The sequence below is a fragment of the Lentzea sp. NPDC051213 genome, assembly GCF_044455585.1.
In the GTDB taxonomy this organism is placed as follows: domain Bacteria; phylum Actinomycetota; class Actinomycetes; order Mycobacteriales; family Pseudonocardiaceae; genus Lentzea.
The window spans coordinates 859,182-882,201 of sequence record NZ_JBITEX010000003.1 but is presented as its reverse complement, the minus strand read 5'-3'; the positions used below and the strand labels follow the sequence as shown (position 1 = coordinate 882,201).

22 protein-coding genes are annotated in these 23,020 nt (G+C 70.3%); 9 read left to right on the top strand and 13 right to left on the bottom strand.

Going from position 1 to position 23,020, the window contains the following annotated elements:
- Positions 1 to 19 precede the first annotated feature (19 nt).
- Entirely contained in the window at positions 20 to 1,006 is a 987-nt protein-coding gene (rfbB, locus tag ACIA8G_RS17160; RefSeq protein WP_396419446.1) for a dTDP-glucose 4,6-dehydratase, read from the top strand.
- Between the two features lie 3 nt (positions 1,007 to 1,009).
- The gene (rfbD, locus tag ACIA8G_RS17155) at positions 1,010 to 1,858 is read left to right on the top strand and encodes a dTDP-4-dehydrorhamnose reductase (protein WP_396419445.1); all 849 of its coding nucleotides are present in this window, start codon (positions 1,010 to 1,012) and stop codon (positions 1,856 to 1,858) included.
- Positions 1,859 to 2,088: 230 nt separating this feature from the next.
- Here the strand turns inward: rfbD and ACIA8G_RS17150 are convergent, their stop codons facing one another.
- From ACIA8G_RS17150 to ACIA8G_RS17120, 7 genes are all read right to left on the bottom strand, one after another.
- The gene (locus ACIA8G_RS17150; protein ID WP_396419444.1) at positions 2,089 to 3,180 is read right to left on the bottom strand and encodes a glycosyltransferase family 4 protein; all 1,092 of its coding nucleotides are present in this window, start codon (positions 3,178 to 3,180) and stop codon (positions 2,089 to 2,091) included.
- Complete coding sequence (locus ACIA8G_RS17145; protein WP_396419443.1) at positions 3,173 to 5,665, bottom strand: glycosyltransferase; 2,493 nt, start codon at positions 5,663 to 5,665, stop codon at positions 3,173 to 3,175. Before ACIA8G_RS17145 ends, ACIA8G_RS17150 begins: the two co-directional genes overlap by 8 nt.
- 3 nt (positions 5,666 to 5,668) lie before the next feature.
- The gene (locus ACIA8G_RS17140; RefSeq protein ID WP_396419442.1) at positions 5,669 to 6,220 is read right to left on the bottom strand and encodes a hypothetical protein; all 552 of its coding nucleotides are present in this window, start codon (positions 6,218 to 6,220) and stop codon (positions 5,669 to 5,671) included.
- Positions 6,217 to 6,792 carry a hypothetical protein gene (locus tag ACIA8G_RS17135; protein WP_396419441.1) on the bottom strand — a complete coding sequence of 192 codons (576 nt, stop codon included), beginning with the start codon at positions 6,790 to 6,792 and terminating at the stop codon, positions 6,217 to 6,219. Before ACIA8G_RS17135 ends, ACIA8G_RS17140 begins: the two co-directional genes overlap by 4 nt.
- 1 nt (position 6,793) lies before the next feature.
- The gene (locus tag ACIA8G_RS17130) at positions 6,794 to 7,651 is read right to left on the bottom strand and encodes a glycosyltransferase family 2 protein (protein WP_396419440.1); all 858 of its coding nucleotides are present in this window, start codon (positions 7,649 to 7,651) and stop codon (positions 6,794 to 6,796) included.
- A 16-nt stretch (positions 7,652 to 7,667) separates the two neighbouring features.
- A complete protein-coding gene (locus tag ACIA8G_RS17125) occupies positions 7,668 to 8,795 on the bottom strand; it encodes a glycosyltransferase family 4 protein (RefSeq protein ID WP_396419677.1) in 1,128 nt (375 codons plus the stop codon).
- 80 nt (positions 8,796 to 8,875) lie between these two features.
- Positions 8,876 to 9,847, bottom strand: a complete 972-nt coding sequence (locus ACIA8G_RS17120; protein ID WP_396419439.1) for a glycosyltransferase family 4 protein — start codon at positions 9,845 to 9,847, stop codon at positions 8,876 to 8,878.
- A gap of 20 nt (positions 9,848 to 9,867) precedes the next feature.
- On the opposite strand from ACIA8G_RS17120, the gene ACIA8G_RS17115 reads away from it, so the two are divergent.
- Positions 9,868 to 10,788, top strand: a complete 921-nt coding sequence (locus ACIA8G_RS17115) for a glycosyltransferase family 2 protein (RefSeq protein WP_396419438.1) — start codon at positions 9,868 to 9,870, stop codon at positions 10,786 to 10,788.
- Here the strand turns inward: ACIA8G_RS17115 and ACIA8G_RS17110 are convergent.
- Positions 10,785 to 11,156 (bottom strand): hypothetical protein, encoded by a 372-nt coding sequence (locus tag ACIA8G_RS17110; protein WP_396419437.1) that lies wholly within the window; start codon positions 11,154 to 11,156, stop codon positions 10,785 to 10,787. The two genes, ACIA8G_RS17115 and ACIA8G_RS17110, sit on opposite strands and share 4 nt — an antisense overlap.
- 101 nt (positions 11,157 to 11,257) lie before the next feature.
- On the opposite strand from ACIA8G_RS17110, the gene ACIA8G_RS17105 reads away from it, so the two are divergent.
- Complete coding sequence (locus ACIA8G_RS17105; protein WP_396419436.1) at positions 11,258 to 12,325, top strand: sugar phosphate nucleotidyltransferase; 1,068 nt, start codon at positions 11,258 to 11,260, stop codon at positions 12,323 to 12,325.
- Positions 12,318 to 13,196 (top strand): DNA-3-methyladenine glycosylase family protein, encoded by an 879-nt coding sequence (locus ACIA8G_RS17100; protein ID WP_396419435.1) that lies wholly within the window; start codon positions 12,318 to 12,320, stop codon positions 13,194 to 13,196. The genes ACIA8G_RS17105 and ACIA8G_RS17100 overlap by 8 nt, the downstream gene beginning before the upstream one ends.
- On the opposite strand, the gene ACIA8G_RS17095 is transcribed toward ACIA8G_RS17100, so the two are convergent.
- The 4 genes from ACIA8G_RS17095 to ACIA8G_RS17080 are packed head-to-tail and all read right to left on the bottom strand — an operon-like array spanning position 13,193 to position 16,774.
- Positions 13,193 to 13,720 carry an NUDIX hydrolase gene (locus tag ACIA8G_RS17095; protein ID WP_396419434.1) on the bottom strand — a complete coding sequence of 176 codons (528 nt, stop codon included), beginning with the start codon at positions 13,718 to 13,720 and terminating at the stop codon, positions 13,193 to 13,195. The genes ACIA8G_RS17100 and ACIA8G_RS17095 overlap by 4 nt on opposite strands.
- Positions 13,717 to 15,039: a coenzyme F420-0:L-glutamate ligase gene (locus ACIA8G_RS17090; RefSeq protein ID WP_396419433.1), complete on the bottom strand. Its 1,323-nt coding sequence runs from the start codon at positions 15,037 to 15,039 to the stop codon at positions 13,717 to 13,719. The genes ACIA8G_RS17095 and ACIA8G_RS17090 overlap by 4 nt, the downstream gene beginning before the upstream one ends.
- Positions 15,032 to 15,985, bottom strand: a complete 954-nt coding sequence (cofD, locus tag ACIA8G_RS17085; protein WP_396419432.1) for a 2-phospho-L-lactate transferase — start codon at positions 15,983 to 15,985, stop codon at positions 15,032 to 15,034. The genes ACIA8G_RS17090 and cofD overlap by 8 nt, the downstream gene beginning before the upstream one ends.
- Positions 15,986 to 16,018: 33 nt before the next feature.
- Positions 16,019 to 16,774 carry a site-2 protease family protein gene (locus ACIA8G_RS17080; RefSeq protein ID WP_396419431.1) on the bottom strand — a complete coding sequence of 252 codons (756 nt, stop codon included), beginning with the start codon at positions 16,772 to 16,774 and terminating at the stop codon, positions 16,019 to 16,021.
- Between the two features lie 245 nt (positions 16,775 to 17,019).
- Between ACIA8G_RS17080 and ACIA8G_RS17075 the strand changes: the two genes are divergently transcribed.
- Together ACIA8G_RS17075 and ACIA8G_RS17070 are read left to right on the top strand one after the other, a co-directional pair.
- Positions 17,020 to 17,316: a WhiB family transcriptional regulator gene (locus ACIA8G_RS17075; protein WP_396419676.1), complete on the top strand. Its 297-nt coding sequence runs from the start codon at positions 17,020 to 17,022 to the stop codon at positions 17,314 to 17,316.
- 53 nt (positions 17,317 to 17,369) lie between these two features.
- A complete protein-coding gene (locus ACIA8G_RS17070) occupies positions 17,370 to 20,522 on the top strand; it encodes a glycosyltransferase (protein WP_396419430.1) in 3,153 nt (1,050 codons plus the stop codon).
- A gap of 159 nt (positions 20,523 to 20,681) precedes the next feature.
- Here ACIA8G_RS17070 and ACIA8G_RS17065 read toward each other — a convergent pair whose 3' ends face one another.
- Positions 20,682 to 21,128 carry a metallopeptidase family protein gene (locus tag ACIA8G_RS17065; protein ID WP_396419429.1) on the bottom strand — a complete coding sequence of 149 codons (447 nt, stop codon included), beginning with the start codon at positions 21,126 to 21,128 and terminating at the stop codon, positions 20,682 to 20,684.
- A gap of 93 nt (positions 21,129 to 21,221) precedes the next feature.
- Between ACIA8G_RS17065 and ACIA8G_RS17060 the strand changes: the two genes are divergently transcribed.
- Both ACIA8G_RS17060 and ACIA8G_RS17055 read left to right on the top strand, forming a co-directional pair.
- The gene (locus tag ACIA8G_RS17060; protein ID WP_396419428.1) at positions 21,222 to 21,581 is read left to right on the top strand and encodes a DUF3499 domain-containing protein; all 360 of its coding nucleotides are present in this window, start codon (positions 21,222 to 21,224) and stop codon (positions 21,579 to 21,581) included.
- Between the two features lie 82 nt (positions 21,582 to 21,663).
- A complete protein-coding gene (locus tag ACIA8G_RS17055) occupies positions 21,664 to 23,016 on the top strand; it encodes a phosphomannomutase/phosphoglucomutase (RefSeq protein WP_396419427.1) in 1,353 nt (450 codons plus the stop codon).
- Positions 23,017 to 23,020: the final 4 nt, after the last annotated feature.

Genomic DNA, 23,020 nt, shown 5'->3' with positions numbered 1-23,020 from the left:
CACCACAGGAGGAAATGGCATGCGCGTACTGGTGACAGGTGGGGCCGGTTTCATCGGCTCGCACTACGTGCGGGAGTTGGTGAGCGGCTCGTACCCGGCCTTCGCGGGTGCCGAAGTGGTGGTGCTGGACAAGCTCACCTACGCGGGCAGCGAGACCAACCTCGCGGCGGTCGCCGGCAAGTTCGAGTTCGTGCAGGGGGACATCTGCGACGCCGGCGTGGTCGCCGAGCAGATGAACGGCGTCGACGTCGTCGTGCACTTCGCCGCCGAGTCGCACGTCGACCGCTCCATCACGGGATCCGCGGACTTCGTGCTGACCAACGTCCTCGGCACGCAGACGCTGCTGCAGGGCGCGCTGAACGCGGGCGTGGGCCGGTTCGTGCACGTGTCGACGGACGAGGTCTACGGCTCCATCGAGGAGGGCTCGTGGACCGAGTCCCACATTCTTGAGCCGAACTCGCCTTACTCCGCCTCCAAGGCGTCCTCCGACCTGCTCGCCCGCGCGTTCCACCGCACGCACGGACTGCCGGTCAGCATCACCCGGTGTTCGAACAATTACGGGCCGTACCAGTTCCCCGAAAAGGTGATTCCGCTCTTCGTCACCAATTTGATCGACGGCAGGAAGGTGCCGCTCTACGGCGACGGCCTCAACGTGCGCGACTGGCTGCACGTCGACGACCACTGCCGCGGCATCCAGCTCGTCGCCGAGGCCGGCCGGGCGGGTGAGATCTACAACATCGGCGGCGGCACCGAGCTCACCAACCGCGAGCTGACCGAGCAGCTGCTCGCCGCGACCGGACGCGACTGGTCGTCCGTCGAGCCGGTGCAGGACCGCAAGGGCCACGACCGCCGCTACTCCGTCGACATCTCCAAGATCTCCGCCGAGCTGGGCTACCAGCCGCGGGTCGACTTCGCCGTGGGTCTTGCCGACACGGTCGAGTGGTACCGCGAGAACCGCGCCTGGTGGGAGCCGCTCAAGGAGCGAGCTCAGTTGGCGAAGGGCTGAGCGTTGATCCTCGTTCCAGGTGGTCGTGGCCAGCTCGGCCACGACCTCGCCGCGCTGTCCGCTGACGTCCGTGCGGTGTCGTCCGCCGAGCTCGACGTGACCCAGGTGACCGCCGCTGATCTCGCCGGTGCCTCCGCAGTGATCAACTGCGCCGCCTACACCGCGGTGGACGCGGCGGAGACGGACGAGGAGCGGGCGTTCGCCGTCAACGCCGTGGGGCCCGGTCTGCTGGCCGAAGCGTGTGCCTCCATCGGAATTCCGATGATCCAGGTGTCGACGGACTACGTGTTCTCCGGTGAGGGCACGCGGCCTTACGAGCCGTCCGACCCGGTCGGCCCGAAGTCCGCTTACGGCCGCACGAAGCTCGAAGGCGAGCGCCGGGTGCTGGAGGCGGGCGGCTGGGTCGTGCGCACCTCGTGGGTGTACGGCGCCGGCGGCTCGAACTTCGTGAAGACCATGGCAGCGCTGGAATCCTCGCGGCCCACCCTGTCCGTTGTGGACGACCAGCGCGGCGCGCCTACGTGGTCGCGCGACCTCGCGGCCGGTCTGCTGGAACTGGTTTCAGTTCTGCCCGAGCAACGGCTGCTGCACGCCACCGGCGGTGGCGAGACGACGTGGTTCCGTTTCGCGCAGGCGATTTTCGAGGAACTGGGCGCCGATCCGGCGCGCGTGCAGCCCTGCACGACGGCGGATTTCCCGCGACCGGCCCCGCGACCTGCCTACTCGGTGCTGTCGGGCGCGGCGTGGGCAGCAGCGGGACTACGTCCGTTGCCGCAGTGGCGAAGCGCCCTTTCGGAGGCATTCCGCGCGGGCGTGGTAGCTCCCCGTACCGGTGCTGCGCCATTGGGGTGACCGGTCTGGCACGGCCGTTTCAAGTACGAGAACCTGTTCCGCATGTTCGATTCCGGGCGCAAACCTCAGCGTCCCGCGACAACGGATTCTGATCGGCAGCGCTTCCTGAAATGCGTTGCTGTTGTCACGGGCTCGCGGCAGGTGTCGATGAGTCAGCTCGACAGGTTGTCGCCGAGGCCGCATTCTCGGTGAAGCTGTTGGGGCGTCAGGTTTTCCTGACGCCCTACAGGTCACGCACGGCTCTGCCGGTACGCACCGATCGTCAGTTCCGCACACCGCCGCCAGGTGAACCCCGACGCATAAGCACGCCGCTCCGCCTGAGCTTCAGGAGTCGTCGGCGCCGCAACGGCCTGGGCCAGTGCCTCGGCCAGTGCCTCCACGTCGCCGACCGGCACGTGCAACGCGTGCCCGCCCGCGACCTCGCGCAAGGCGGGCACGTCCGAACACACGACAGGAACGTTGCACGCCAACGCTTCCAGCACCGGCAGCCCGAAGCCCTCGTCCCGCGACGGCATCACCAGCGCGGTGGCCCCGGCCACCACGGCCCGCAGGTGCACGTCCGACAGGTACCCGGTCCGCAGCACCCGGCCGTCCACACCGGACCGGCCGGGGCCGACGATCACCAGTGGCGGCAGCTCCGGGTCGGACGCGTGTGCCTTGATCAGGTACTCGAGGCCCTTGCGCGGGCCGTCCGCGCCGACGAACAGCAGGTACTCCGACGGCAGGCCCAACCGGCCGCGCAGGGCGGGGGAGGGCGGGCGCGCGGCGAACCAGATCGGGTCGACGCCGAGCGGCGTCACGACGATCTTCTCCAGCGGCACCGCGAACCGGTCGGCCACCACGGCGGCAACGGCCGCGGTCGGCGTGCAGATCACGTCCGCACGTGAGGCCGACAGCCGCACCAGCTCCGGCAGGCGGCGGTCGGACGGCGGCAGGTCGCCGGGGTTGTCCAGGAACGCCAGGTCGTGGATCGTCACGACGCGACCGGCGCGGATCGTCGGCGGCAGCACGAAGTTCGTGGCGTGCATGACGTCGGAGAAGCCGGCCAGCAGCTCGACCGGGGGGAACGGGGCGCGCAGCCACATCTGGCGCAGCGCGCGGGCCGCGACGGGCAGGCCGCGCGCGGTGACGTCGTGCGGCAGGATCGTCCGCAACGCGCGCCAGCCGCGCAGGGTGAACGCCACCGCCCGCACGTTCGCCTCCTCCGGCATGGAGGCCAGCTCTTCGGCCAGCGCCGCGGTGTAGCGGCCGATTCCGGTGCGGTTTCCCAGCAGAGGTGTGCCGTCGAGCAGTACGGACAGAGGTTTCGGGGATCTAGCCATGCTTGCCACCACGCGCGATTTTGCGCAGACGCCCCGTCGCCCGCTTGGCCAACTCGGACGGGCCACCCGCGTCCAGGTACTCGCGCACCAGCCGCAGATCCCGCTTCACCTTGTCCGCCTTGCTCAGCCCCGGCGTGCGCACCATGGGAGCCGAGCCGGGCAGACGGTCCGCGGCAGGCCTGGGGTTGCGGCAGAACTCCGCCAGCGGCGCGAGCGCCGTCTCCCAGGTGAACCGTTCGCGGACGACGGCGATGCGCTCACGGCACGCGGCCGCGAACTCCTCGTCGTAGAGCACCTTCTCCAGTGCGTCGGCCAGTGCCTCCGGGTCCTCCGGCGGCACGACGACGCCCAAACCTTCCCGCTCCACCAGGTCCGCGAACGAGTCGCCGGACGTGGTGACGATCGGCAGCGCGGCCCACAGGTAGTCGAGCACACGCGTGCGGAACGCGAACGTGGTCTCGACGTGCTCGTAGTGCGTGGTGACGCCGCAGTTCGCGTCGAGCAGCCAGTTCTGCCGCTCGGTGTAGGGCACCCACCCGTCGTTGAAGAACACGTGCTCGCCGGTCAGCCCCAACGACGCGGACAACCCGCGTGTCTGGCCGGCGATGTCCATGTCCGGCACCTCGGGGTTCGGGTGCTTCATGCCGAGGAAGTACAGCTTCGCGGACGGCTGCCGCTGCCGCAGGTGGTCCATCGCGCGGATCAGCGTCAGCGGGTCGAACCAGCTGTACACGCCGCCGGCCCAGATCACGACCTTGTCGGCGTCGGTGACGCCCGGCACCACGCCCTTGATCGCCGGGCCGGTGCGCTGCGGCGGCTTGCCCGACAGTCCGAAGGGGACGATGCCGAGCAGCGACTGCGTCGTCGGGTCGTTGTCGTACAACGTGGGCGTGAGCCGCCCCAGCGCGGCCAGGTGGCCCAGCCAGAAGTGCCGCTGCCGTTCCGACGCGCACAGGAAGAAGTCGCCGCGCTCGAGCTGGTTGGTCAGCACCCGCGTGACGCTCTTGAGGTCGGCGGCGCGCTTCTCGTCGCTGTCGTCCTTGCCCTGCTCCAGCAGCTCCAGGTGCATCGGGTCGTAGATGTCGCAGACCACGATCTTGGTGGAGCCCGGCTGCTTGAGCTCGCTCGCCATCTCCAGCGCGTGGCCCTGCAACACGATCACGTCCGCCCACCGCACGTTCTCGGGCAGCTGCTTCTGCTTCACGCCCTCGACGACGAACGGCGCGTCCGGCGGGTCGCACAACGGGTTCGTCGTGATCAGCCGCACGGTGTGCTCGCCGGACAGCACGTCCGCCATGTGCCACGCGCGGATCGCCGGACCGGCCATCCGCTCGGAGATCGCGTCACCGGTGATCACCAGGATCTTGCGCGGCTTGCCGAACACCTCGTCGATGCCGAGCGCCTCGACCAGGATGTCGTGCGCCACGATGTAGCGACCGATGTCGTACGCGGGCTCCAACGCCTTGCGCATCAACGGAACCAGGTCGGTGTCCGACATCCGCCGCGATGCCTGCTCGACGCGGCGCGACTCGGCCAGCGAAGGCATCATCTCGACGAACTGGTCGATCGCGAGGAACCCGGCGAGCGACTGCCGCGGCATCTCGACCGGTGCCTTGTCCGCAGCCGGGTCCGCGGGCCGCTTGGTGATCTCAAGCTGCGTCGGGTCGATCTCGCCGCGCGCGGTGGCCCTGCGCACCACCAGAGCCAGGGCCGCGGGCAGCACACGCGCGAGCGTCTCGTCGGAGAAGTTCTTGTAGAGCGTCGCGAGGGCGTTGCGCTCCAGCAGGTACAGCTCGCGGCTGTGGTCGATCGAGCTCATCGAGCCGTGGTGGCGGTGGAACGTGAGCGACGCGGGCTCGTAGCGCACCCGCCAGCCGCGCAGGTTCAGCCGCCACCCGAGGTCGACGTCCTCGTAGAACATGAAGAACCGCTCGTCGAACCCGCCGAGCTCGCGGTACAGCGCGGTCCGCACGAACAGCGCCGACCCGGTGCCGAACATCACATCGCGCGGGGCGTCGTGGCTGCCGTCGTCGACCGTGCCGACGTGGCGCTTGTAGCCCATGCCGAACCAGGTGAGCCCACCGTCGACGAAGTCGATCTTGTTGCCGTCCCAGTCGAGCACCTTGCTCGCGACCGAGCCGACCGTCGGCTCGGCGTGGAAGACCTTGATCGCGGCCTTGATCCAGTTCCGGTCCGGCCGCGCGTCGTTGTTGAGGAACGCGAGCACGTCACCCGTGGCGTACTCGACGCCGAGGTTGCAGCCACCGGCGAAACCGAGGTTCCCCGCCGACGGGACGATCTTCGCGCCCGGCAGCTCCGCCTTGAGCCGTGCGGTGTCGTGCGACTCGTTGTCGACGACGATCACCTGCAGCAACTCGGCGGGGTAGTCCACCTCGGCCAGGCCGCGCACGCAGGTGACGGTGTCGTCCGCGCCGCGGTAGTTGACGACGACGACGGAGACGACGGGCAGTGAGGCTCGATCCACGCGCTAAGCCTGCCTCATCACTCTGCGCGCCCGCAGTGTGGTTGCACAGATCAGCAGCAGCACGATCGCCAGCGGCACACCGAAGACCCACTCGACGGACCAGTCGTTGCGTTCGGCGAGCAACGGCCGCATCAGCGGATGGCGCAGCACGGTCGTCGGACCAGGCTGCATCTTCTTGTCCTGCTCGCCCAGCACGACGATCCGCAGCTCCGCGCCGTCCTGGCAGGCCACGTGGTGCGTGAAGGCCGGGTTGTCCTGCCGGGGGAGGTCCTCGACCGAACTGATCACGCACGGCTCCGGTGTGCCGACGAGGTCCATCAACGCCCGGTGACCGTCGCTCACCAGCACCGCCGTGCCGGGAATCACGATCATGAACGCGGGCAGCACCAGCCACGCGGGACCGAGCTTGCCGATGCCCCACGCGAACGCGAGCGACAGCAGACCGCACGGGATCAGCACCGCGAGCTGGTAGGGCTCCGGTACGACGGCGCCCAGCACGACCGCGGCGGCGATCGCGACGAGCCCGATCACGATCAGCGGGGCGGGCCGCCTCACGGCGCTCTCCTGAGCGCTCTGGCGACTGGAATGAGAAGCATCATCATCACGGGGACGCTTGTGACCAGCAGGAGGTTCCATCGGGTGCCGTCCGCGAACATCGGCTCCAGGGGCGGACCCACCAGCACGTCTGCCTCCTGGATCAGGAGGCGCTCGTCCCAGTCGCGGGTCAGTTCGACCTCACCGCTCGGGCACGCCAGCACGTAGTCGACCGACGGGTTCTTGGCGAACTTGTGCTCCGTGGCCTGCGTGACCGTGCAGTGCTCGACCTGCCCGATCCGCTGCATCAGCACGCTGTGCACGCCGAACGTCAGCACGAACGGTGCCGCGACGCCGACGACGAACGCGGGCAGCAGGATCCACTTGCGCTCGGCGAGACCGCTGACGCCGAGGACGTACGCGAGGCTGCCGAGCAGTCCGACGAACAGCAGCCCGGTGGTCAGGGTGATGCCGAGCCCGACGCCGATCGCCAGCACGACCAGGCCACCCGCGATGAGCAGCCAGGCCGTCCGCTTCGGCATCGGCGAGCGGTCCGGCTCGTGGATCAGGCGGGGCTTGCGGCTGCGCGACACGTCAGCGCCGGGTGAGGAGCTTCACCCGCACCGTGAGACCCGCCTTCACCAGCAACCGGAACGGCGCCCACAGCACGCCCTGGTGCCGGTCCGCCAGGTACCGGTAGGCGCTGAGGTGGTGCTCGCGCAGCATCCGGTCGGAGGACCGCGCGGTGGAGTGGCCACCGATGTGCGTGACCTCGGCGTCCGGCACGTAGACGTTCTGCCAGCCGGCCTGCGCGACCCGGTCGCCGAGGTCGACGTCCTCGAAGTACATGAAGTAGCGCTCGTCGAACCCGTTCACCGAGTCGAACGCCTCGCGCCGCATCAGGAAGCAGCTGCCGGACAGCCACCCGGCGGTGCGCTCGGCCGGTGCCTTCTCCTGCCGGTAGGCCTTCGTCCACGGGTTCGCCGGCCACACCTTGGCGAACAGCGCGTGCCCGACGCCGCGGCCGACGGACGGCAGCAGCCGGGCCGACGGGTACACCTCGCCGCTGGGCTCGCGGATCAGCGGGCCGAACATGCCACCGCGCGGCCAGCGCGAAGCGGCCTCGATCAGCGCGTCGACGCTGCCAGGCCCGAACTCGATGTCGGGGTTGGAGATCAGGATCCAGCCGACGTCCTGGCCGAGCGCCGCGACGCCGCGGTTCGCGCCACCGCCGTAGCCGAGGTTGCCGCCGGTGGACAGGAACGTGACGTGCTCGCGTTCGGCCGCCACCTGCTCCGGCACGCCGTCGGTGGAGCCGTTGTCGGCGAGGATCACCCGTGTGTCGCGGGTGGTCGCCTTCGCGAGGGTGTCCACGAACGGTGCCAGCGTCTCGCCCGGCGAGTACGTGACCGTCACGACACCAAGTCCGTCGCCGTAGTTCACGGGCGACACAGTAGTGGTGCCCGATTCACCGGCGGCGGCGCACCAGAGCCGCGCGGTCGTAGGCCAGCCGGTGACGATCAGCGCTGACCGCCCACGAGAAGTCCTTCGCGCGCTGCTGACCGGAGGCTGCCAGCGCCGAACGGCGGGCCGGGTCGTCCAGCAGATCGGCGATCGCGGCCGCGATGTCACCCGCTCCGACACCGCAGTAGGCGACGGCCTCGCCACCGACCTCCGGCAGCGACAGTCTTCGGGTGGTGAGCACGCAGGCGCCGCACGCCATGGCCTCCAGCACCGGCAGGCCGAAGCCCTCGCCGAGCGACGGGTAGGCGACCATCTCGGCGCCGCCCAGGAACCCGGCGAGCTGCTCGAACGGCAGGTAGCCCGCCCTGATCACCCGGATCCGGTGCGGCACCGAGTCGAGCGCCCGCTCGACCTGGCCGTCCCAGCCGGGCTGGCCGGCGAGGACCAGTGCGGGCGGGTTCGCGCGGCCGACCATCGCCTGGGCGAAACCGCGGATCAGCGCCGGGACGTTCTTGCGCGGCTCCAGCGCACCCAGGAACGCCACGTAGGGCAGGTCACCCAGCGACAACGTCCGCCGCACCGCGATGATCTCGTCCGGCGACGGCGGGTGGAACCGCTCGGTGTCGACGCCGTGCTGCGCGATGTGCAGCACGCGGCGTTCGGCACCGGCGACGCGCACCAGTTCGTCTGCCGTGGCCTGCGACGGCACCACACAGAGCTCCGCGCGCTTCAGCGAGGCACGTGTCCACGTGCGGAAGAAGCGCGCCTTCACCGACGAGTGCAGCACCGGGTCGGTGAAGAACGTGGCGTCGTGCAGCGTCACGACCGAGGCGGCCTTGCTGGCCAACGGGAGTGTGTAGTGCGGCGAGTGCACGACGTCGATGCCCAGTGTCCGCACCAGCCGCGGCAACGTGGTCTGTTCCCAGGCCAGGCGCGCCGTCCTGGTGGCGACGGCGTCGGCGGCCCGCACCACGCGGGCATTCGGGGCGAGCTTGGAGAACAGTTCGTCGTCGCGCGGCTGACACACGACCGAGAGCTTCGTCCCGTCGGCATCCAGAGCAGCGACGAGGGAGTCCACATATCGGCCGACGCCACCACGGTCTGCGGGGATCGCGGTGGCGTCGATCAGCACGCTGGGTTCGACGGTGGACACGATCCGCAAGCGTAATGTCATTCGCATACGCGGTTAGCAGGAATGCACCAACATGCTCGTTAACCGTGTGTATCCCAGACACCCAGCGCAGTCTTTTCCCAGGTGAACTCACTCGCGCGGGTGATCCCGGCCTCGACGGTGTGATGAGGATCAGTCAGCACGGCCCGCAGACCTTCCGTCAAAGAGGCCAGATCTCCGCGCCGGACGACGGTGCCGGCGCCGCCACCGACCTCCACCAGAGCCGGGTCGTCGGAGTGCACGACCGGCACGCCGGCGGCCATCGCCTCCAGCACCGGCAGCCCGAAACCCTCGGCCAGGCTGGGCGCGGCGAGCACCGTCGCGCCGGCCAGCACGTCGGCGAGCCGGCCATCGGAAACCTTGCCCAGCAACGTCACGTGCGCTGCCCGCAGATCAACACCGCCCCAGCCCTGCGGGCCGATCACGACCAGCGGGACGCGCAGCCGTTCGGTCGCGCGGACCAAGAGCTCGAAGCCCTTGCGCGGCTCGATCGTGCCGATCGCGAGCACATAGCGGTCAGGAAGATCAGCGGGTTTCTCGCCGACGAGCCTGGTGACGCCGTTCGGCACAACGTGCACCGGAACCCGCACCTGCACGTGGTCGTGCAGCTGGTCCGCGACGGCCTGCGTGGGCACGACCAGCGCGCGTGCCTCGGTGGCGGCCTTCGCGATCACCTTGCGGTGCCAGGCGACGCCGCGCGGAGTCAGCGTCTCGGGATGCGTCCACGGCACCACGTCGTGCACCGTCACGACCGCGCCCGGCAGCGGGGCGAGCGGCGTGGGAGCGTGCACGTGCGGGCCGAGCTTCGGCGGCAAACCCCGTTCCCACAACGCCACCAGCACCCGTCTCGGCACCCTGATCACGCGGTTCGCGTTGGCGGTCGCCGCGGTGGTCACCGACCAGCCGTCCGGCGCGGTCTCGGTCAACGCCCTGAGCAGCTCGGCCGTGTAGCGGCCGGTGCCGCCGGGGACGGGGGCGTTGAGTTGCTCGGTCAGCACTACGAGCTCGGGCACGTCGCGTACCGTCTCACGCCGTGTCGGCACTTAGCACCGTGGTGGTCGTGACGTGGCGCGGCCGTGACCACATCACGGCGTGCCTGGACGCCCTCTCGGCCCAGAAGAGTCCACATAGGACGATCATCGTCGACAACGCCTCCGACGACGGCACGGCCGAGCTGATCAGTGCACACATCGGCGAGCACGAGGTCGTGCGGTTGCCGCGCAACCGCGGTTACGCGGGTGGGCTCGCCGCCGTGCTGGACCGCGTGGAGACGCCGTACGTGGCGTGGCTCAACGACGACGCGGTGCCCGACCCGTCCTGGCTGACCGAGCTGGAGAACGCGCTGGAGGCCGATCCCGGCGCGGCCGCGGCCACGTCGTCGATCCTGCTCACCGACGGCTCGACGCAGTCCGTCGGCGTGGCGCTCACGGCGGACGGCCACGGCAAGGACGTCGTGCTCGCCGGGCGCGAGGTGTTCGGCTTCTGCGGCGGTGCCGCGTTGCTGCGGACCGCGGAGCTGCGCTCCGCCGGTGGCGTGCCCGCGAGCTACTTCTGTTACTACGAGGACACCGACACGGCCTGGCGGTTGCGGCTGGCCGGCCACCGGGTGGTCTCGGTCGGGCCGGCGCGGGTGCGGCATCGGCACGGCGCCAGCACGCGGCCGGGCTCGGCGCAGTTCCACCGGTGGAACGAGCGCAACCGTTTGCTGATGCTGTGGCGCTGTGCGCCTTTGTCCGTCGCGGTGCGCGAGTTGGTGCGGTTTTTGGTGATCACGGCGTTGCTGCCGGTGCGCAAGGACGTGCCGAAGGCCGCGAACTTCCGGATCGGGTTGCGGTTGCGGGTGTTCGGCGAGGTGCTGCTCAGGATGCCGGTGACGGTCGTTCAGCGGCTGATGATCGGTACACGTTCCACGGTGGCCCGCCGCACCGTGTGGCGGGCCTGGGCGGGCTCCTAGCCCACGTCTCCGCTGAGTCGCTGCGAGAGCGACGACCTGGTCTGCTGATGGTTCGACACGGTCGGGATCACACCCGGCTGGACGACCTGGGTGACTTCCGCCTCATCCATGACCGGCAGCGGCTGGGTGTGCCCCGGCCGGTGCGGAGGCGGCCGGTGTTGTTGTTGCTGCTGGCCCATCTGCGCGGGCTGCAAGATCATCGTCGAGTCCGGGTCACGCCGCGGGTCGACCGCGTTGACCAGCGAGCGAGGGATCTGTTGCGTGTCGGACGCGTCCATCGGAGACGTCATGTTGTCCGGCGTCACGATGTTCCGCCCACGTGCGCGGGCACGGGCGAGCATGGCGTCGGCCCGGTCGCGGGGGTCCATGTCGGATTTAGCTCCTTGCCGGGACCAGATCCCTTATGACGATCTGCTTCGTGTCAGAGTATTCCGTCGAACGGCTCGCTGTAACGCGGAGGAGGAAAAAGGTGCACGGCGTCGAAGCTGTGGTGCTGGTCGGGGGCAAGGGCACCCGTCTTCGCCCGCTGACCCTGTCCGCTCCCAAACCCATGTTGCCGACCGCGGGGGTGCCATTTTTGACACACCTCCTGTCGCGGATCAAGGAGGTCGGGATCACCCACGTGGTGCTCGGGACCTCCTACAAGGCCGAGGTGTTCGAGGAGTACTTCGGTGACGGATCGAGGCTCGGGCTGGAGCTCGAGTACGTGGTCGAGGAGGTTCCGCTCGACACGGCCGGGGCCATTCGCAACGTCGCTGACAAGCTGCGCGAACCCGACGTGATGGTCTTCAACGGCGACATCCTGTCGGGTGTCGACCTGACGGGGATCGTCGACACCCACCGCAAGCACGAGGCGGATGTCACGCTGCACCTCGTGAAGGTCGCGGACCCGCGGGCGTTCGGCTGCGTGCCGACCGACGACGAGGGCCGCGTGCAGGCGTTCCTGGAGAAGACCGAGAACCCGCCGACGGACCAGATCAACGCGGGTTGCTACGTGTTCCGCCGCGAGGTGATCGACGCCATCCCGGCCGGTCGCCCGGTGTCGGTGGAGCGCGAGACGTTCCCGGGGCTCCTGGCCGACGGCAAGCGCCTGCAAGGCCACGTGGACGCCACGTACTGGCTCGACCTCGGCAAGCCGGAGGCGTTCGTGCAGGGCTCCGCCGACCTGGTGCGCGGCGTCGCGCCGTCGGCCGCGGTCGAGCAGCCGGGCGACTTCCTGGTGCTCGAGGGCGCTTCGGTGCACCCAGGTGCGTCGGTGCGCGGTGGCTCCACGGTCGGTGCCGGGTGCACGGTCGCGGACGGCGCGGTGCTCGACGGCGCGATCCTGTTCGACGGTGCTGTCGTCGGCGAGAACGCGGTCGTGGAGCGCTCGATCGTCGGTGCCGGCGCGCTGGTCCAGGCCGGCGCGGTGCTGCGGGACGCCGTGGTGGGCGACTCGGCCGTCATCGGGGCGCGCTGCGAGCTGATCGGTGGAGCGCGGGTCTGGCCGGGCGTGGTGCTGCCCGAAGCCGGCGTGCGCTTCTCCGCGGATGTCTGACAGGTCCTGGACACCACCGTTCCCACTCGATCTGGGCGCGGTGCTCGGACCACTGCGCCGCGGGCCCGGTGATCCGTCCTTCAGCACGGAGGGCGGCATCTGGTTCGCGGCGAACACACCGTGCGGTCCCGGCACCTTGCGCGTGCGCCGGACCATCGCGGTCGAAGCCGAGGCGTGGGGCGAGGGAGGGCAGTGGCTGCTGGACGGCCTGCCCGCCCTGCTCGGCGCGGATGATCCGGTGGACGAGTTCGTCGCGCACCACGACGTGATCGCCGAGGCTCGTCGCCGGCGGCCCGGGCTGCGGCTCGGAGCCACCGGCCGGGTCTGGGACCTGCTGTTCGCCTCGATCCTGGAGCAGAAGGTCACCGGCACGGAGGCGTTCCGGACGTGGCGCGAACTCGGGCGCCGGTTCGGCGAGCCCGCGCCGGGCCCGCTCGCGCTGAAGGTTCCGCCGACGCCGCAGCGGTTGCTGAGCCTGCAGGACTGGGAGTGGCACCAGTGCGGCCTCGACGGAGCCCGCCGCCGCACGTTGATCAACGCTGCTCAGGTCGCGCACCGGCTGGAGAAGGCGGCCGAGATGCGCAGCCGGGAGTTGCTCGAAAAGGTGCCCGGGATCGGTGTGTGGACGTCAGCCGAAGTGGCGCAACGGTCGTGGGGCGACCCGGACGCCGTGAGCGTCGGGGATTACCACATCGCGAAGAACGTCGGCTGGGCGTTGACCGGCACGCCCGTGGACGACGACGGGATGATGGAGCTGCTCGAGCCCTACACGCCGCAACGGCATCGTGCCGTCCGGTACCTGGAAGCGGCGGGCATGAAGCGGCCGCGCCGAGCCCCGAGGTTCTCGCCGCGTGATTACCGCAGGGTCTAACGCAATCTCGCCAGCGCCGACTCGATCAACGGGTGGAGGTCGTCCACGTTGTCGGGCAGCGAGTCCAGCGGCCACCACTGCAGGTCCACCGACTCGGCGGACCTCACCGGCTGCGCGCCGACCGGGGCCCGCACCAGGAACCGCACGTCGAAGTGCCGCGTCGGCTTCCCGAGCGAGCACGTGATCGGGTGCACGTCGAGGTGGATCGGCGTCGGCTCGATGCGCAGCCCGCGCATGCCGGACTCCTCGGTGGCCTCGCGCAATGCGGCGGCGGCGAGTGAGACGTCCTCGGGCTCGCAATGGCCGCCCAGCTGCAGCCACCGGCCCACGCGCGGGTGCAGCGTCAGCAACGCGTGCTCCGCAGTGGCGTCCAGAACGAGCGCTGAGGCCGTGAGATGGCCCGGCTCGCAGGATCGGCGGCAGGCGTCCTCCCGCGCCGCCAGGAAGCCCAGGTAGGCCTCTTTCAGCGCGTCCTGTCCGACGAACCGGCTCAGCGTCGAGACGGCGTCGGCGTGCAGTGTCACAGCTCGATCAGTCCTTCCAGCGGCGCACGGGGCGTCAGCGGCTCGGCCGGGTGCCCGACCGCCACGGCGCCCAGCGGCTCCCAGTCCTCCGGCACGCCCAGCACGGAGCGCACCACGTCGGCGCAGAAGATCGTCGACGACACCCAGCACGAGCCGAGGCCCTCGGCGGCCAGTGCCACCAGCAGGCCCTGGACCGCGGCGCCGCCGGCGACCGTGAACATCGTCTTCTCGGCCTCGGACCTGCGCGGGTCGGGGTAGCTGTGCGCGCCGTCGCGGACCAGGAACGGCACCACGACCTCCGGCGCCTCCACCAGCAGGTCGCCCCGCCGCAGCCGGCGCGCGATCTGCTCGTCGGTGAACCCGTCGCCGCGCAGATCGGCTTCCCACCGCTCGCGCATGGCCTGCAGCAGCTCGGCGCGCTTCTCCCGCACCAGGACGAACCGCAGTGGCTTCGTGTGGTGCGGCGCAGGCGCGGTCAACGCGGCCCCGACAGCGCGTTTCAGCACAGCCAGATCCACCGGCGCGTCGGCGTAGAACCGCACGGACCGGCGCATCAGCACGGCCTCCGCGCGGCCCTGGGCCAGCGCCTCCTCCGTGCCGAGGGAGAACAGGTCCTCCTCGACCGGCCTGCTCAGGTCGCGCGCGGACGAACCGTCATCCACCACGTCGAACCCGCGCAGCACCGCCACCGGCACCCCGCCGAGCTTGCCCTTCACCAGGTCGGCGGCGGCCGCGATCTCGTCGGCGATCGCCACCATCGTGACGGCCAGTTCGTTGCCGTGCTGGTCGGCCGCACCGGCGTAGTCGTGCAACACGCGGATGCCGGACGAGCCGATCGCGGCGTCGGTCTGCCCGATCCGCCACGCGCGGCCCATCGTGTCCGTGACGACCACGGCCACCCCGACCCCGAGCAGGTCCTTCAGGGCCGTGCGCAGGGCGGCCGCCGAGCCGTCCGGGTCGACCGGGAGCAGCGCGATCTCGTCGCCGGCCACGTTCGAGGCGTCGACGCCGGATGCGGCCTGCACGATGCCGAGCCTGTTCTCGGTGATCAGCGTGCGCATCTTGCGGGCGAGCACCCGCACGGACTCCGCGGCCACGTGCTCGCGCCGGATCCGGTCCCGTTCCTCCGGGTCGGCCGGTACCCGGACCAGCCTGCCCTCCACTTTGGACAGGATCTTGGACGTCACGACCAGCACGTCGCCGTCGCGCAGCCAGGGCGCGGCCGCGGCGATCGCGCCGGCCAGGTCGTCGCCGGGCCGGAATTCCGGCAGTCCCGGTACCCCGAGCAGCTCCAGAGCGGCAGCGGCGTGATCAGTCAACTTCGACTCCGGCCAGCTCCAGCGCGTCCCGGGCCATCTGCGCGGTCGCGTCCACATCGGACATCAGCAGCGGGACCGCGCGCACCGCGACTCCCGGCACGTCGGCGCGGTCGCCGGTGTGCACCAGCCACGCGTCGAGGATGCCGTCTTCGGAGCACTTGCGGGAGCCGTAGAGCCGCCCGACGGCCTCGGCGGAGGTCTCCACGCCGATCGCGTCCAGGCAGGCGTCGGCCATGCCTCGCAACGGTTTCCCGCCGATGATCGGCGACAGGCCGACGACGCCGGCCTCGGTCTTGCGCAGCGCGTCGCGCACGCCGGGCACGTTCAGGATCGTGCCGATGCTCACCACGGGGTTCGACGGGGCCAGAATCACCGCGTCCGCCCCGGCGATCGCGTCCAGCACGCCAGGTCCGGCGGTGGCGGTCTCCGCGCCGACGAACGCGAACGACTGCGCGGGCACGCCCGCCCGGTGCCTGACCCACCACTCCTGGAAGTGGATCGCCTTCGGCTCGCCGTCCAGGTCGACGACGACGTGGGTCTCCACCCGGTCGTCGGTCATCGGCAGCAGCTTCACGCCCGGCTGCCACCGGTCGCACAGCGCCTCGGTGACGGCCGACAGCGGGTAGCCGGCGCGCAGCATGCGGGTGCGGATCAGGTGCGTGGCGATGTCCCGGTCACCGAGCCCGAACCACGTCGGCTCGGCGCCGTACGCCGCCAGCTCCTCCTTGACGGTCCACGACTCCCCGGAGCGGCCCCAGCCGCGCTCCGTGTCGATGCCACCGCCCAGCGTGTACATGCAGGTGTCGAGGTCCGGACAGATGCGCAGTCCGTGCATCCACACGTCATCGCCGGTGTTCACCACCGCGGTGACATCGGCTCCGAGTGCCTTGAGCCCTTGCAGGAACCTCGCGCCGCCGACCCCGCCGACCAGTGCTACGACCTTCACGCCGCGCCATGCTTCCACAGCGCGGTGAACCGCCTAGAGGGAGCGCCAGAACATGAAGGTGCGCGCTCCGTCGCCCGCGTCCTCCGGCACGCCGCCGATCGCCTCGAACACCGACGCCGCCGCCTGGAAGAACAGCGCGCTGACCTGAGCGAAGCCGATCAGCACGGCGAACAGCACGAGCGGCGCCCACGGCCTGGCCTTCGCGCCGAACTGCTGAGCCTGGTACGACATGAACGGCTCCAAAACACCCCAGCCGTCCAGCCCGGGAATCGGCAGGATGTTCAGCACGAAAGCGAAGACCTGCAACAAAGCAAGGTACGAAATCGCGGCGCTGAGCGCGGCCGGCGGCGAGAACAACGCGACGATCCCGGCCAGGATCACGCCGATGAGCAGGTTCGAGATCGGACCGGCGAGTGAGACCAAAGACTCGATCTTCTTCGATCGCAGGGCGTGGTGGTTGATCCACACCGCGCCGCCGGGAAGCGGGATGCCACCGAAGGCGAGCAGTACCAGCGGCAGCACGACACTGAGCACCGGGTCGGTGTAGCGTCGGATGTCCAAGGTCAGATATCCCTTGTCCCGCACGGAGAAGTCGCCGCCCTTGTAGGCGACGACGGCGTGCCCGAACTCGTGCAGGCAGAGCGTCACTGCCCAGCCGCCGAGCACGAAGAGGACGGTGCCCGTGGTGGTGGCGAACCCGCCGTCGAGCAGGGTGAGTGCCGCTCCGGCGGCGGTCACCGCGAGCAGGCCGAGGAACAGTGGACTGGGGAGCACCGCTGATCGTTTCACCCCACCAGTGTGGCGTGTCGGCTGGCGTCGTGGGCCGTTCGGGGACCCGTTGCGACGCGTGGATCACTGTCAGTGCGACCCGTCAAGGTTTTTGAGTCCATCCGCGCGAATATCCCCCGACGTGTGGACTCCACTTGACCCCCTGCTGTGACGCAGGTGTAATCACATCGGTGTCATTCGTCGTTGTGGGAGCGGCGACTGGCGTCCGCCAACCGGGGAGAGCGGAAGGCGAGGAGGCGGACGAAATGCAGGAATTCGAAGAAGATCACGTCGCGCAGCCGGTTGTACAGGGCGAGCTGTCGTACCTGTTCGACCCCGCCGACGAGCAAGATTGGCAGGAACGCGCGCTCTGCGCGCAGACAGATCCCGAGGCGTTCTTCCCCGAAAAGGGTGGTTCGACGAGGGAGGCGAAGCGCATCTGCCTGGGCTGTGAGGTCCGGTCGGAGTGCCTGGAGTACGCGCTCCAGCACGACGAGCGCTTCGGCATCTGGGGCGGTCTCTCGGAGAGGGAGCGCCGCAAACTGAAGAAGCGAGTCGTCTGAGTGCGCTGATCAAGGCGCACTGAAGCGTGATCTTTTTGCCTTAACTTGAGGACGTGACAAGTCCTCACCCGAGGCTCCGGACCGCGCCGGTGCTGTGCGTCCTGGTCTGCCACGACGGCGACCAGTGGCTCAGCACGGCGCTGTCCGCGTTGCGGCGTCAGCGAATTCGCCCGAGGCACGTGATCGCGGTCGACACCGGATCCACGGATCGCACGGCGAAGGTGCTGGCTGAGGCGGAAGATCTGCTGGACGGAGTGCTGACCGCGCCTCGTGGCACGGGCTTCGGCACCGCTGTGCGCATCGCTGTCGAGCACGCTGTCGAGCGATGGGGCGACCCCGGCAAGTGGCTGTGGTTGCTGCACGACGACAGCGCGCCGGAACCTGACTGCCTGGCCGCCTTGCTGACCGCTGTCGAGGTCTCACCCTCGGCGGCGGTGCTCGGCCCGCTGTGCCTCGATTGGGTGGATTCTCGGCTGGTCGTCGAGGCAGGTCTGTCGACCGATGCGTCCGGCCACCGGCAAACCGGTCTGTCATCGTCCGAACACAGCGCGTCGTTCCAGCAGAGCACCGAGGTGCTCGCTGTGTCCTCGGCGGGATCGTTGATCAGGCGTGAGGTCTGGCACGCGCTCGGCGGTTACGACGAGGCGATGCCGCTGCTGCGCGACGACGTCGACTTCGGCTGGCGCGCGAACCGCGCCGGTCATTTGGTCCTGTGCGTTCCTGTTGCCCGCATGCGTCACGCGCGCGCCGCAACTAAAGGTGCACGCCGTTTGGATGCGGCCATGGCTCGTCCGGGGCCGTCATTTCGTGGCGTCGACCGCGCGCACGGCATGCGTACATTCTTGGTCAATTGTTCAGGTTTCTCGTTCTTCATCGGACTTCCACGCCTGCTTTTTCTCTCGCTGCTGCGGGCGCTGGGGTTCCTGTTCCTCCGGCGTTTCGCCGACGCACACGCCGAAGTGGGCGCCGCCCGCTACCTGCTGACGCGAGGCCGTTTGCTCGAGGGCCGCCGCGTCCGCCGCGGATCCGCCGTCGTGCGCGGGCTCTTCACCAGCAGACTCACCAGGTTTCGCAACGCGATCCGCGCCGGAGCCGCGTTCCTGATCCGCCGCCGCGTCGAGGCCGACGCCGCCCTGGGTCGTTTGCCCGCAACCGATGCCAGGTCGACCTGGCTGGAACCGTCCGAAGTGGACTCCCGCCCGGTCGGTCCGGCCGCGCTCCCGGCGGGCGCCTCCCGCGGACGACCACGCGTCGCGGGCCTGCGCCGCCCACCGGTCGTCGTCCCGGTCGCCGCCGCGCACCCCGGCGCCCTCCGGCCGACGCCACGCCCGCGCCCGTCGCCGGGCCCGCGCGCCGACATGGTCTTCGTCGAGGTCGACCAGTCGCGCGTGCTGCGGTCCCTGGTACTGGCGCCGCCCGTGCTCCTGCTGCTGGGGTTGTCGGCGGTCGCGCTCGCCGCCAACTGGTCCCGCCTCGGCCTGGATCTGGCCGGCGGCCGGCTGCTGCCGGTCGGCTCGGCCGGTTCGGTGTGGTCGACCTACCTGGCCTCGTGGCACCCGGTCTTCGGCGGCACCGCGGCCCCCGCTCCCGCGGCCCTGGCCGTGCTCGGCCTGATCCCCGGCGGCCCGTCCTTCGCGGTGGCCATGCTGCTGCTCGGCGACATCCCGCTCGCCGCGTTGTCCGCGTACATCGCGTCACGGGGCATGCGCGTACGACGTTCTGTGCGCGCGGTGGTGGCGGCGTTCTACGGGTTGCTGCCCGTGGCCACGACGGCGGTGGCCGAGGGCCGGTTGGACGTCGTCGTCGTCCACGTCGTGACGCCCGTGGTGTTCGCCGGCGTCTACGCGGTGCTGCGCGCCTCTTCGACCCACGCCTGGCTGCCGATGGCCTCCGGCACCGCCATCGGCGTCGCGGTGCTAGGCGCCTTCTCGCCGCTGACCCACGTCGTCACGATCGTCGGCGCCCTAGGCGGCTTCATCGCGGTGTCCGGCGGCGCCCGCCGGATCGCCGCTCTGTTCGTGATCGTGCTGCTGCCCATGGCGCTGTTGCTCCCGTGGCCCGCCGTGCTGCTGCAACACCCCGAGATGGTCCTCAACGGACTGGGCGCGGCCTTCGACTCACCCCCGCCGAACCTGATCGTGTGCTCGGTCTTCGTGGCCGCCGCCTTCGCCGCCGCCGTCCTGCGCCCGAACGCCGCGATGCTCCCCGGCCTGTTCGTGATCGTCCTGGCCATCGGCTCACTGGCCGGAGTAGCCGCCGTACGAGCCTGGCCGGGCACACCGCTGGTGATCCTCGCGTGGGGCCTCGTGTGTGTGGTGCTGGCCGGCTGCCAACGCGGCGTGGCGCCGGGTGTCGCCGGCCAGGTGCGAGTCCGCCGCGCCGTCTACGTCGTCGGCGTGGTGACCTTGGTCAGCCTCGGCGTGGCAGGCCTGCTGGACCTGCGCTCGGGCCCGTTGCGAGCGGACGGCGGCCCACGGCTGAGCCCCTCGCTGACCGCCGAACTGGAGCGAACCGGGCGATCGGTGCTGCTCCTCGGTTCCACCCCGCGTCAGGTCGCCGGCCGCATGCCGCAGTTCGGCGACGACGACCTGGTGCCCACGGTCTCCTCGCCCGCGCGCCTGCGCCGGTGGAACACCGCACTGCTAGAAGGCGCCGAACAGAACGTGAAGGTCGCACTGGCCCAGGCGGCGTCGTCCGGGGTCTCTTTCGTGGTGCTGCCTACGCAGGAGGCCGCCGCACGGGTGCGAGGCGCCGCGGGGGAGCTGGTGTCGGTCGCGCCCGGCGCCACCGACGGCCGTCCGGTGCTGCGCGTGCGCCTGGCCGCGGACACCGGGGTGCTGCTGGGCCCGGACCTTGCTCGGCGCGCGCGTACGGGTGGTGAGCCGCCGACCGAGCTGGCCGCGGCCGGGGTGGCGCCGGTGAACGTGTCCCTGCCCGACGTGGCCGTGCGGGTGTCGTCCGGTGGCGAGGGGCGGGTGCTGGTGCTGGCTGCCGAGGACGAGCCGGGGTGGCGGGTGTTCGTGGACGGGCAGCAGGTGCCGGTGGTGCGCGCCTGGGGTCACCTGGTCGGGTTGCCGTTGCCTTCGTCCGGTGCCGAGGTGCGGGTGGAGATGTCTACGACGCTGCGGGACTTCCTGCTGCTGGCGCAGGCTGCGGCGGCGTTGTTCACGTTTCTGACGGCTATCCCCACACGCCGCCGTCCATAACCCCTGCTCCCAGACGGCACGCGGGGCCCTTTCGCGCACTCCAACGGCACGCGGGGAGCTTTCGTGCCCTTGCTCTCATGGCACGCGGGCCCTTTCGTGCCGTCAGAGCGCACGAAAGCTCCCCGCGTGCACCACCGCAGGGAGCCAGCAGCAGGGGCCTCAGCCCTCGTCGACCACGTCCGGATCAAGCCCGAGATAGTTGGCAACCTGCTCCACCAGAACGTCATGCACCAGATCCGAAAGATCGGCACCGTCCTTGGCCCGAGCCTCCAACGGCCGCCGGTACAGCACGATCCGAGCGCGAGCATCAGACCCGGTAGGAGGCAGCAACCGGGCCAGCGGGACGTTGCCGTCCTCGACCACCCCGTCCTCACCCTCGACCTGCACGTCCGGCACGTCGTCGACGGCTACATCGAGCTGGGTGAGCTCAGTCCGCCACCGTGCCTCGATCGGCTCCAAAGCCTCGATGACCAGCGCGTCGAACCGCTCGGCCCTGGACCGCGCCGCAGGCAGGGTGGCCGGGTAGAGCGGACCGCGCAGACCGCGTCCGTGCCGGTCGCGGTTGCGCCGACGCGGCGAATCCTGCCGCCGTGAACCCCGTGCCATCACCACAACCGAGCAGCCTAGTTGCTTCCGCGGACGACTAAACACAGCGTGCCTCACACACAGCCTCACGTGGACGCGCTATCGTCCCCGATCGTGCGGAGCGTGAGACGGTGCTCGCGAACCGGGTGTGCTAACCCGGCTGTCGCCACGCTCACCTACGCCTACGCGGACTCCACCGCAGTTGTCGGACCGCTCGCCACGTACTCCGAACCGCACAGCTACGACCTGTGCGAGGAGCACGCCTTGCGGCTCACGGCGCCGCGCGGCTGGGAGGTCGTGAGGCATCAGGGTGAGTTCGCGGCGCCCGAGCCCACTGTGGACGACCTGACGGCTTTGGCTGAAGCCGTGCGTGAGGCAGGGCGGGCTGATGTGGCCCCGTCGCTGCCTGATGTGCCGTTGGGCACGCAACGGCGTGGCCACCTGCGGGTATTGCCAGATCCGCACGAGGACTGAACGACCACACGCATCACTAATCAGCTCGCCGGTAGGCTGCCTGAGCAGTGGCCGTCAAGAGCGAGTTTCGGGAGTGTGCGGCGTGCGTGACCTGTCCGGCATCGTCAAGGCGTACGACATCCGCGGGGTGGTCGGCGAACAGCTGGACGCCGGCGTGGTCCGCGACTTCGGCGCAGCCTTCGCGCGCTTGGTCGGTGGACCCGCGATCGTGATCGGGCACGACATGCGCGACTCGTCGCCGGGGCTGAGCAAGGCCTTCGCCGACGGCGCGCGGGCGCAGGGCGTCGATGTGATCAGCATCGGCCTCGCCAGCACCGACATGCTCTACTTCGCCTCCGGCAAGCTCGACCTGCCCGGCGCGATGTTCACCGCGAGCCACAACCCCGCGCAGTACAACGGCATCAAGCTCTGCCGCGCGGGCGCCTCGCCGGTCGGCCAGGACTCCGGTCTCGCGCAGATCCGGCAGGACGCCGAGAACCAGGTCCCGGACGCCGAGGGCGTCACCGAGGGCAGCTACGAAGAGCGCAACATGCTCGCGGACTACGCGGCGTACCTCAACAACCTCGTCGACCTGAAGGGCATCCGCCCGCTCAAGATCGTCGTCGACGCGGGCAACGGCATGGGCGGCTACACGGTGCCCGAGGTCTTCGCGGGCCTGCCGATCGAGGTCATCCCCATGTACTTCGAGCTGGACGGCAGCTTCCCGAACCACGAGGCGAACCCGCTCGACCCCAAGAACATCGTCGACCTCCAGGCCCGCACCAAGGCCGAGGGTGCCGACGCCGGTGTCGCGTTCGACGGCGACGCCGACCGCTGCTTCGTCGTCGACCAGAACGGCGACCCGGTCAGCCCGTCCGCGATCACCGCGCTGGTCGCCGTGCGCGAGCTGGCCAAGGACCCCGGCGGCACGATCATCCACAACCTGATCACCTCGCACGCCGTGCCGGAGATCGTTCAGGAACACGGCGGCAAGCCCGTGCGCACCCGCGTCGGCCACTCGTTCATCAAGGAGGAGATGGCCAAGACCGGCGCCATCTTCGGTGGCGAGCATTCCGCGCACTACTACTTCCGCGACTTCTGGCGCGCCGACACCGGCATGCTGGCCGCGCTGCACGTGCTGGCCGCGCTGGGTGAGCAGGCCGGTCCGCTGTCGACGCTGACCGAGGTCTACAACCGCTACGCCGCCTCCGGTGAGATCAACTCCACCGTGACGGACCAGGCGGGCCGGATCGCCGCCATCAAGGACGCCTACGGCACCAAGGACGGCGTCACGATCGACGAGCTGGACGGTCTCACCGTGCAGCTGCCGGACGGGTCGTGGTTCAACCTCCGCGCCTCGAACACCGAGCCGCTGCTGCGCCTGAACGTCGAAGCCGCCACCCCCGAGGCCGTCGCCGCACTCAGCGACGCCGTCCTCGCGATCGTGCGGGCCTGAGGAG

Bases quoted from the DNA above. Each gene is read 5' to 3' on its own strand.
- rfbB (WP_396419446.1), top strand. From the start codon at position 20: ATGCGCGTACTGGTGACAGGTGGGGCCGGTTTCATCGGCTCGCACTAC.
- ACIA8G_RS17150 (WP_396419444.1), bottom strand. From the start codon at position 3,180: ATGGCTAGATCCCCGAAACCTCTGTCCGTACTGCTCGACGGCACACCT.
- ACIA8G_RS17110 (WP_396419437.1), bottom strand. From the start codon at position 11,156: ATGGACCCCCGCGACCGGGCCGACGCCATGCTCGCCCGTGCCCGCGCA.
- ACIA8G_RS17100 (WP_396419435.1), top strand. From the start codon at position 12,318: ATGTCTGACAGGTCCTGGACACCACCGTTCCCACTCGATCTGGGCGCG.
- ACIA8G_RS17075 (WP_396419676.1), top strand. From the start codon at position 17,020: ATGCAGGAATTCGAAGAAGATCACGTCGCGCAGCCGGTTGTACAGGGC.
- ACIA8G_RS17065 (WP_396419429.1), bottom strand. From the start codon at position 21,128: ATGGCACGGGGTTCACGGCGGCAGGATTCGCCGCGTCGGCGCAACCGC.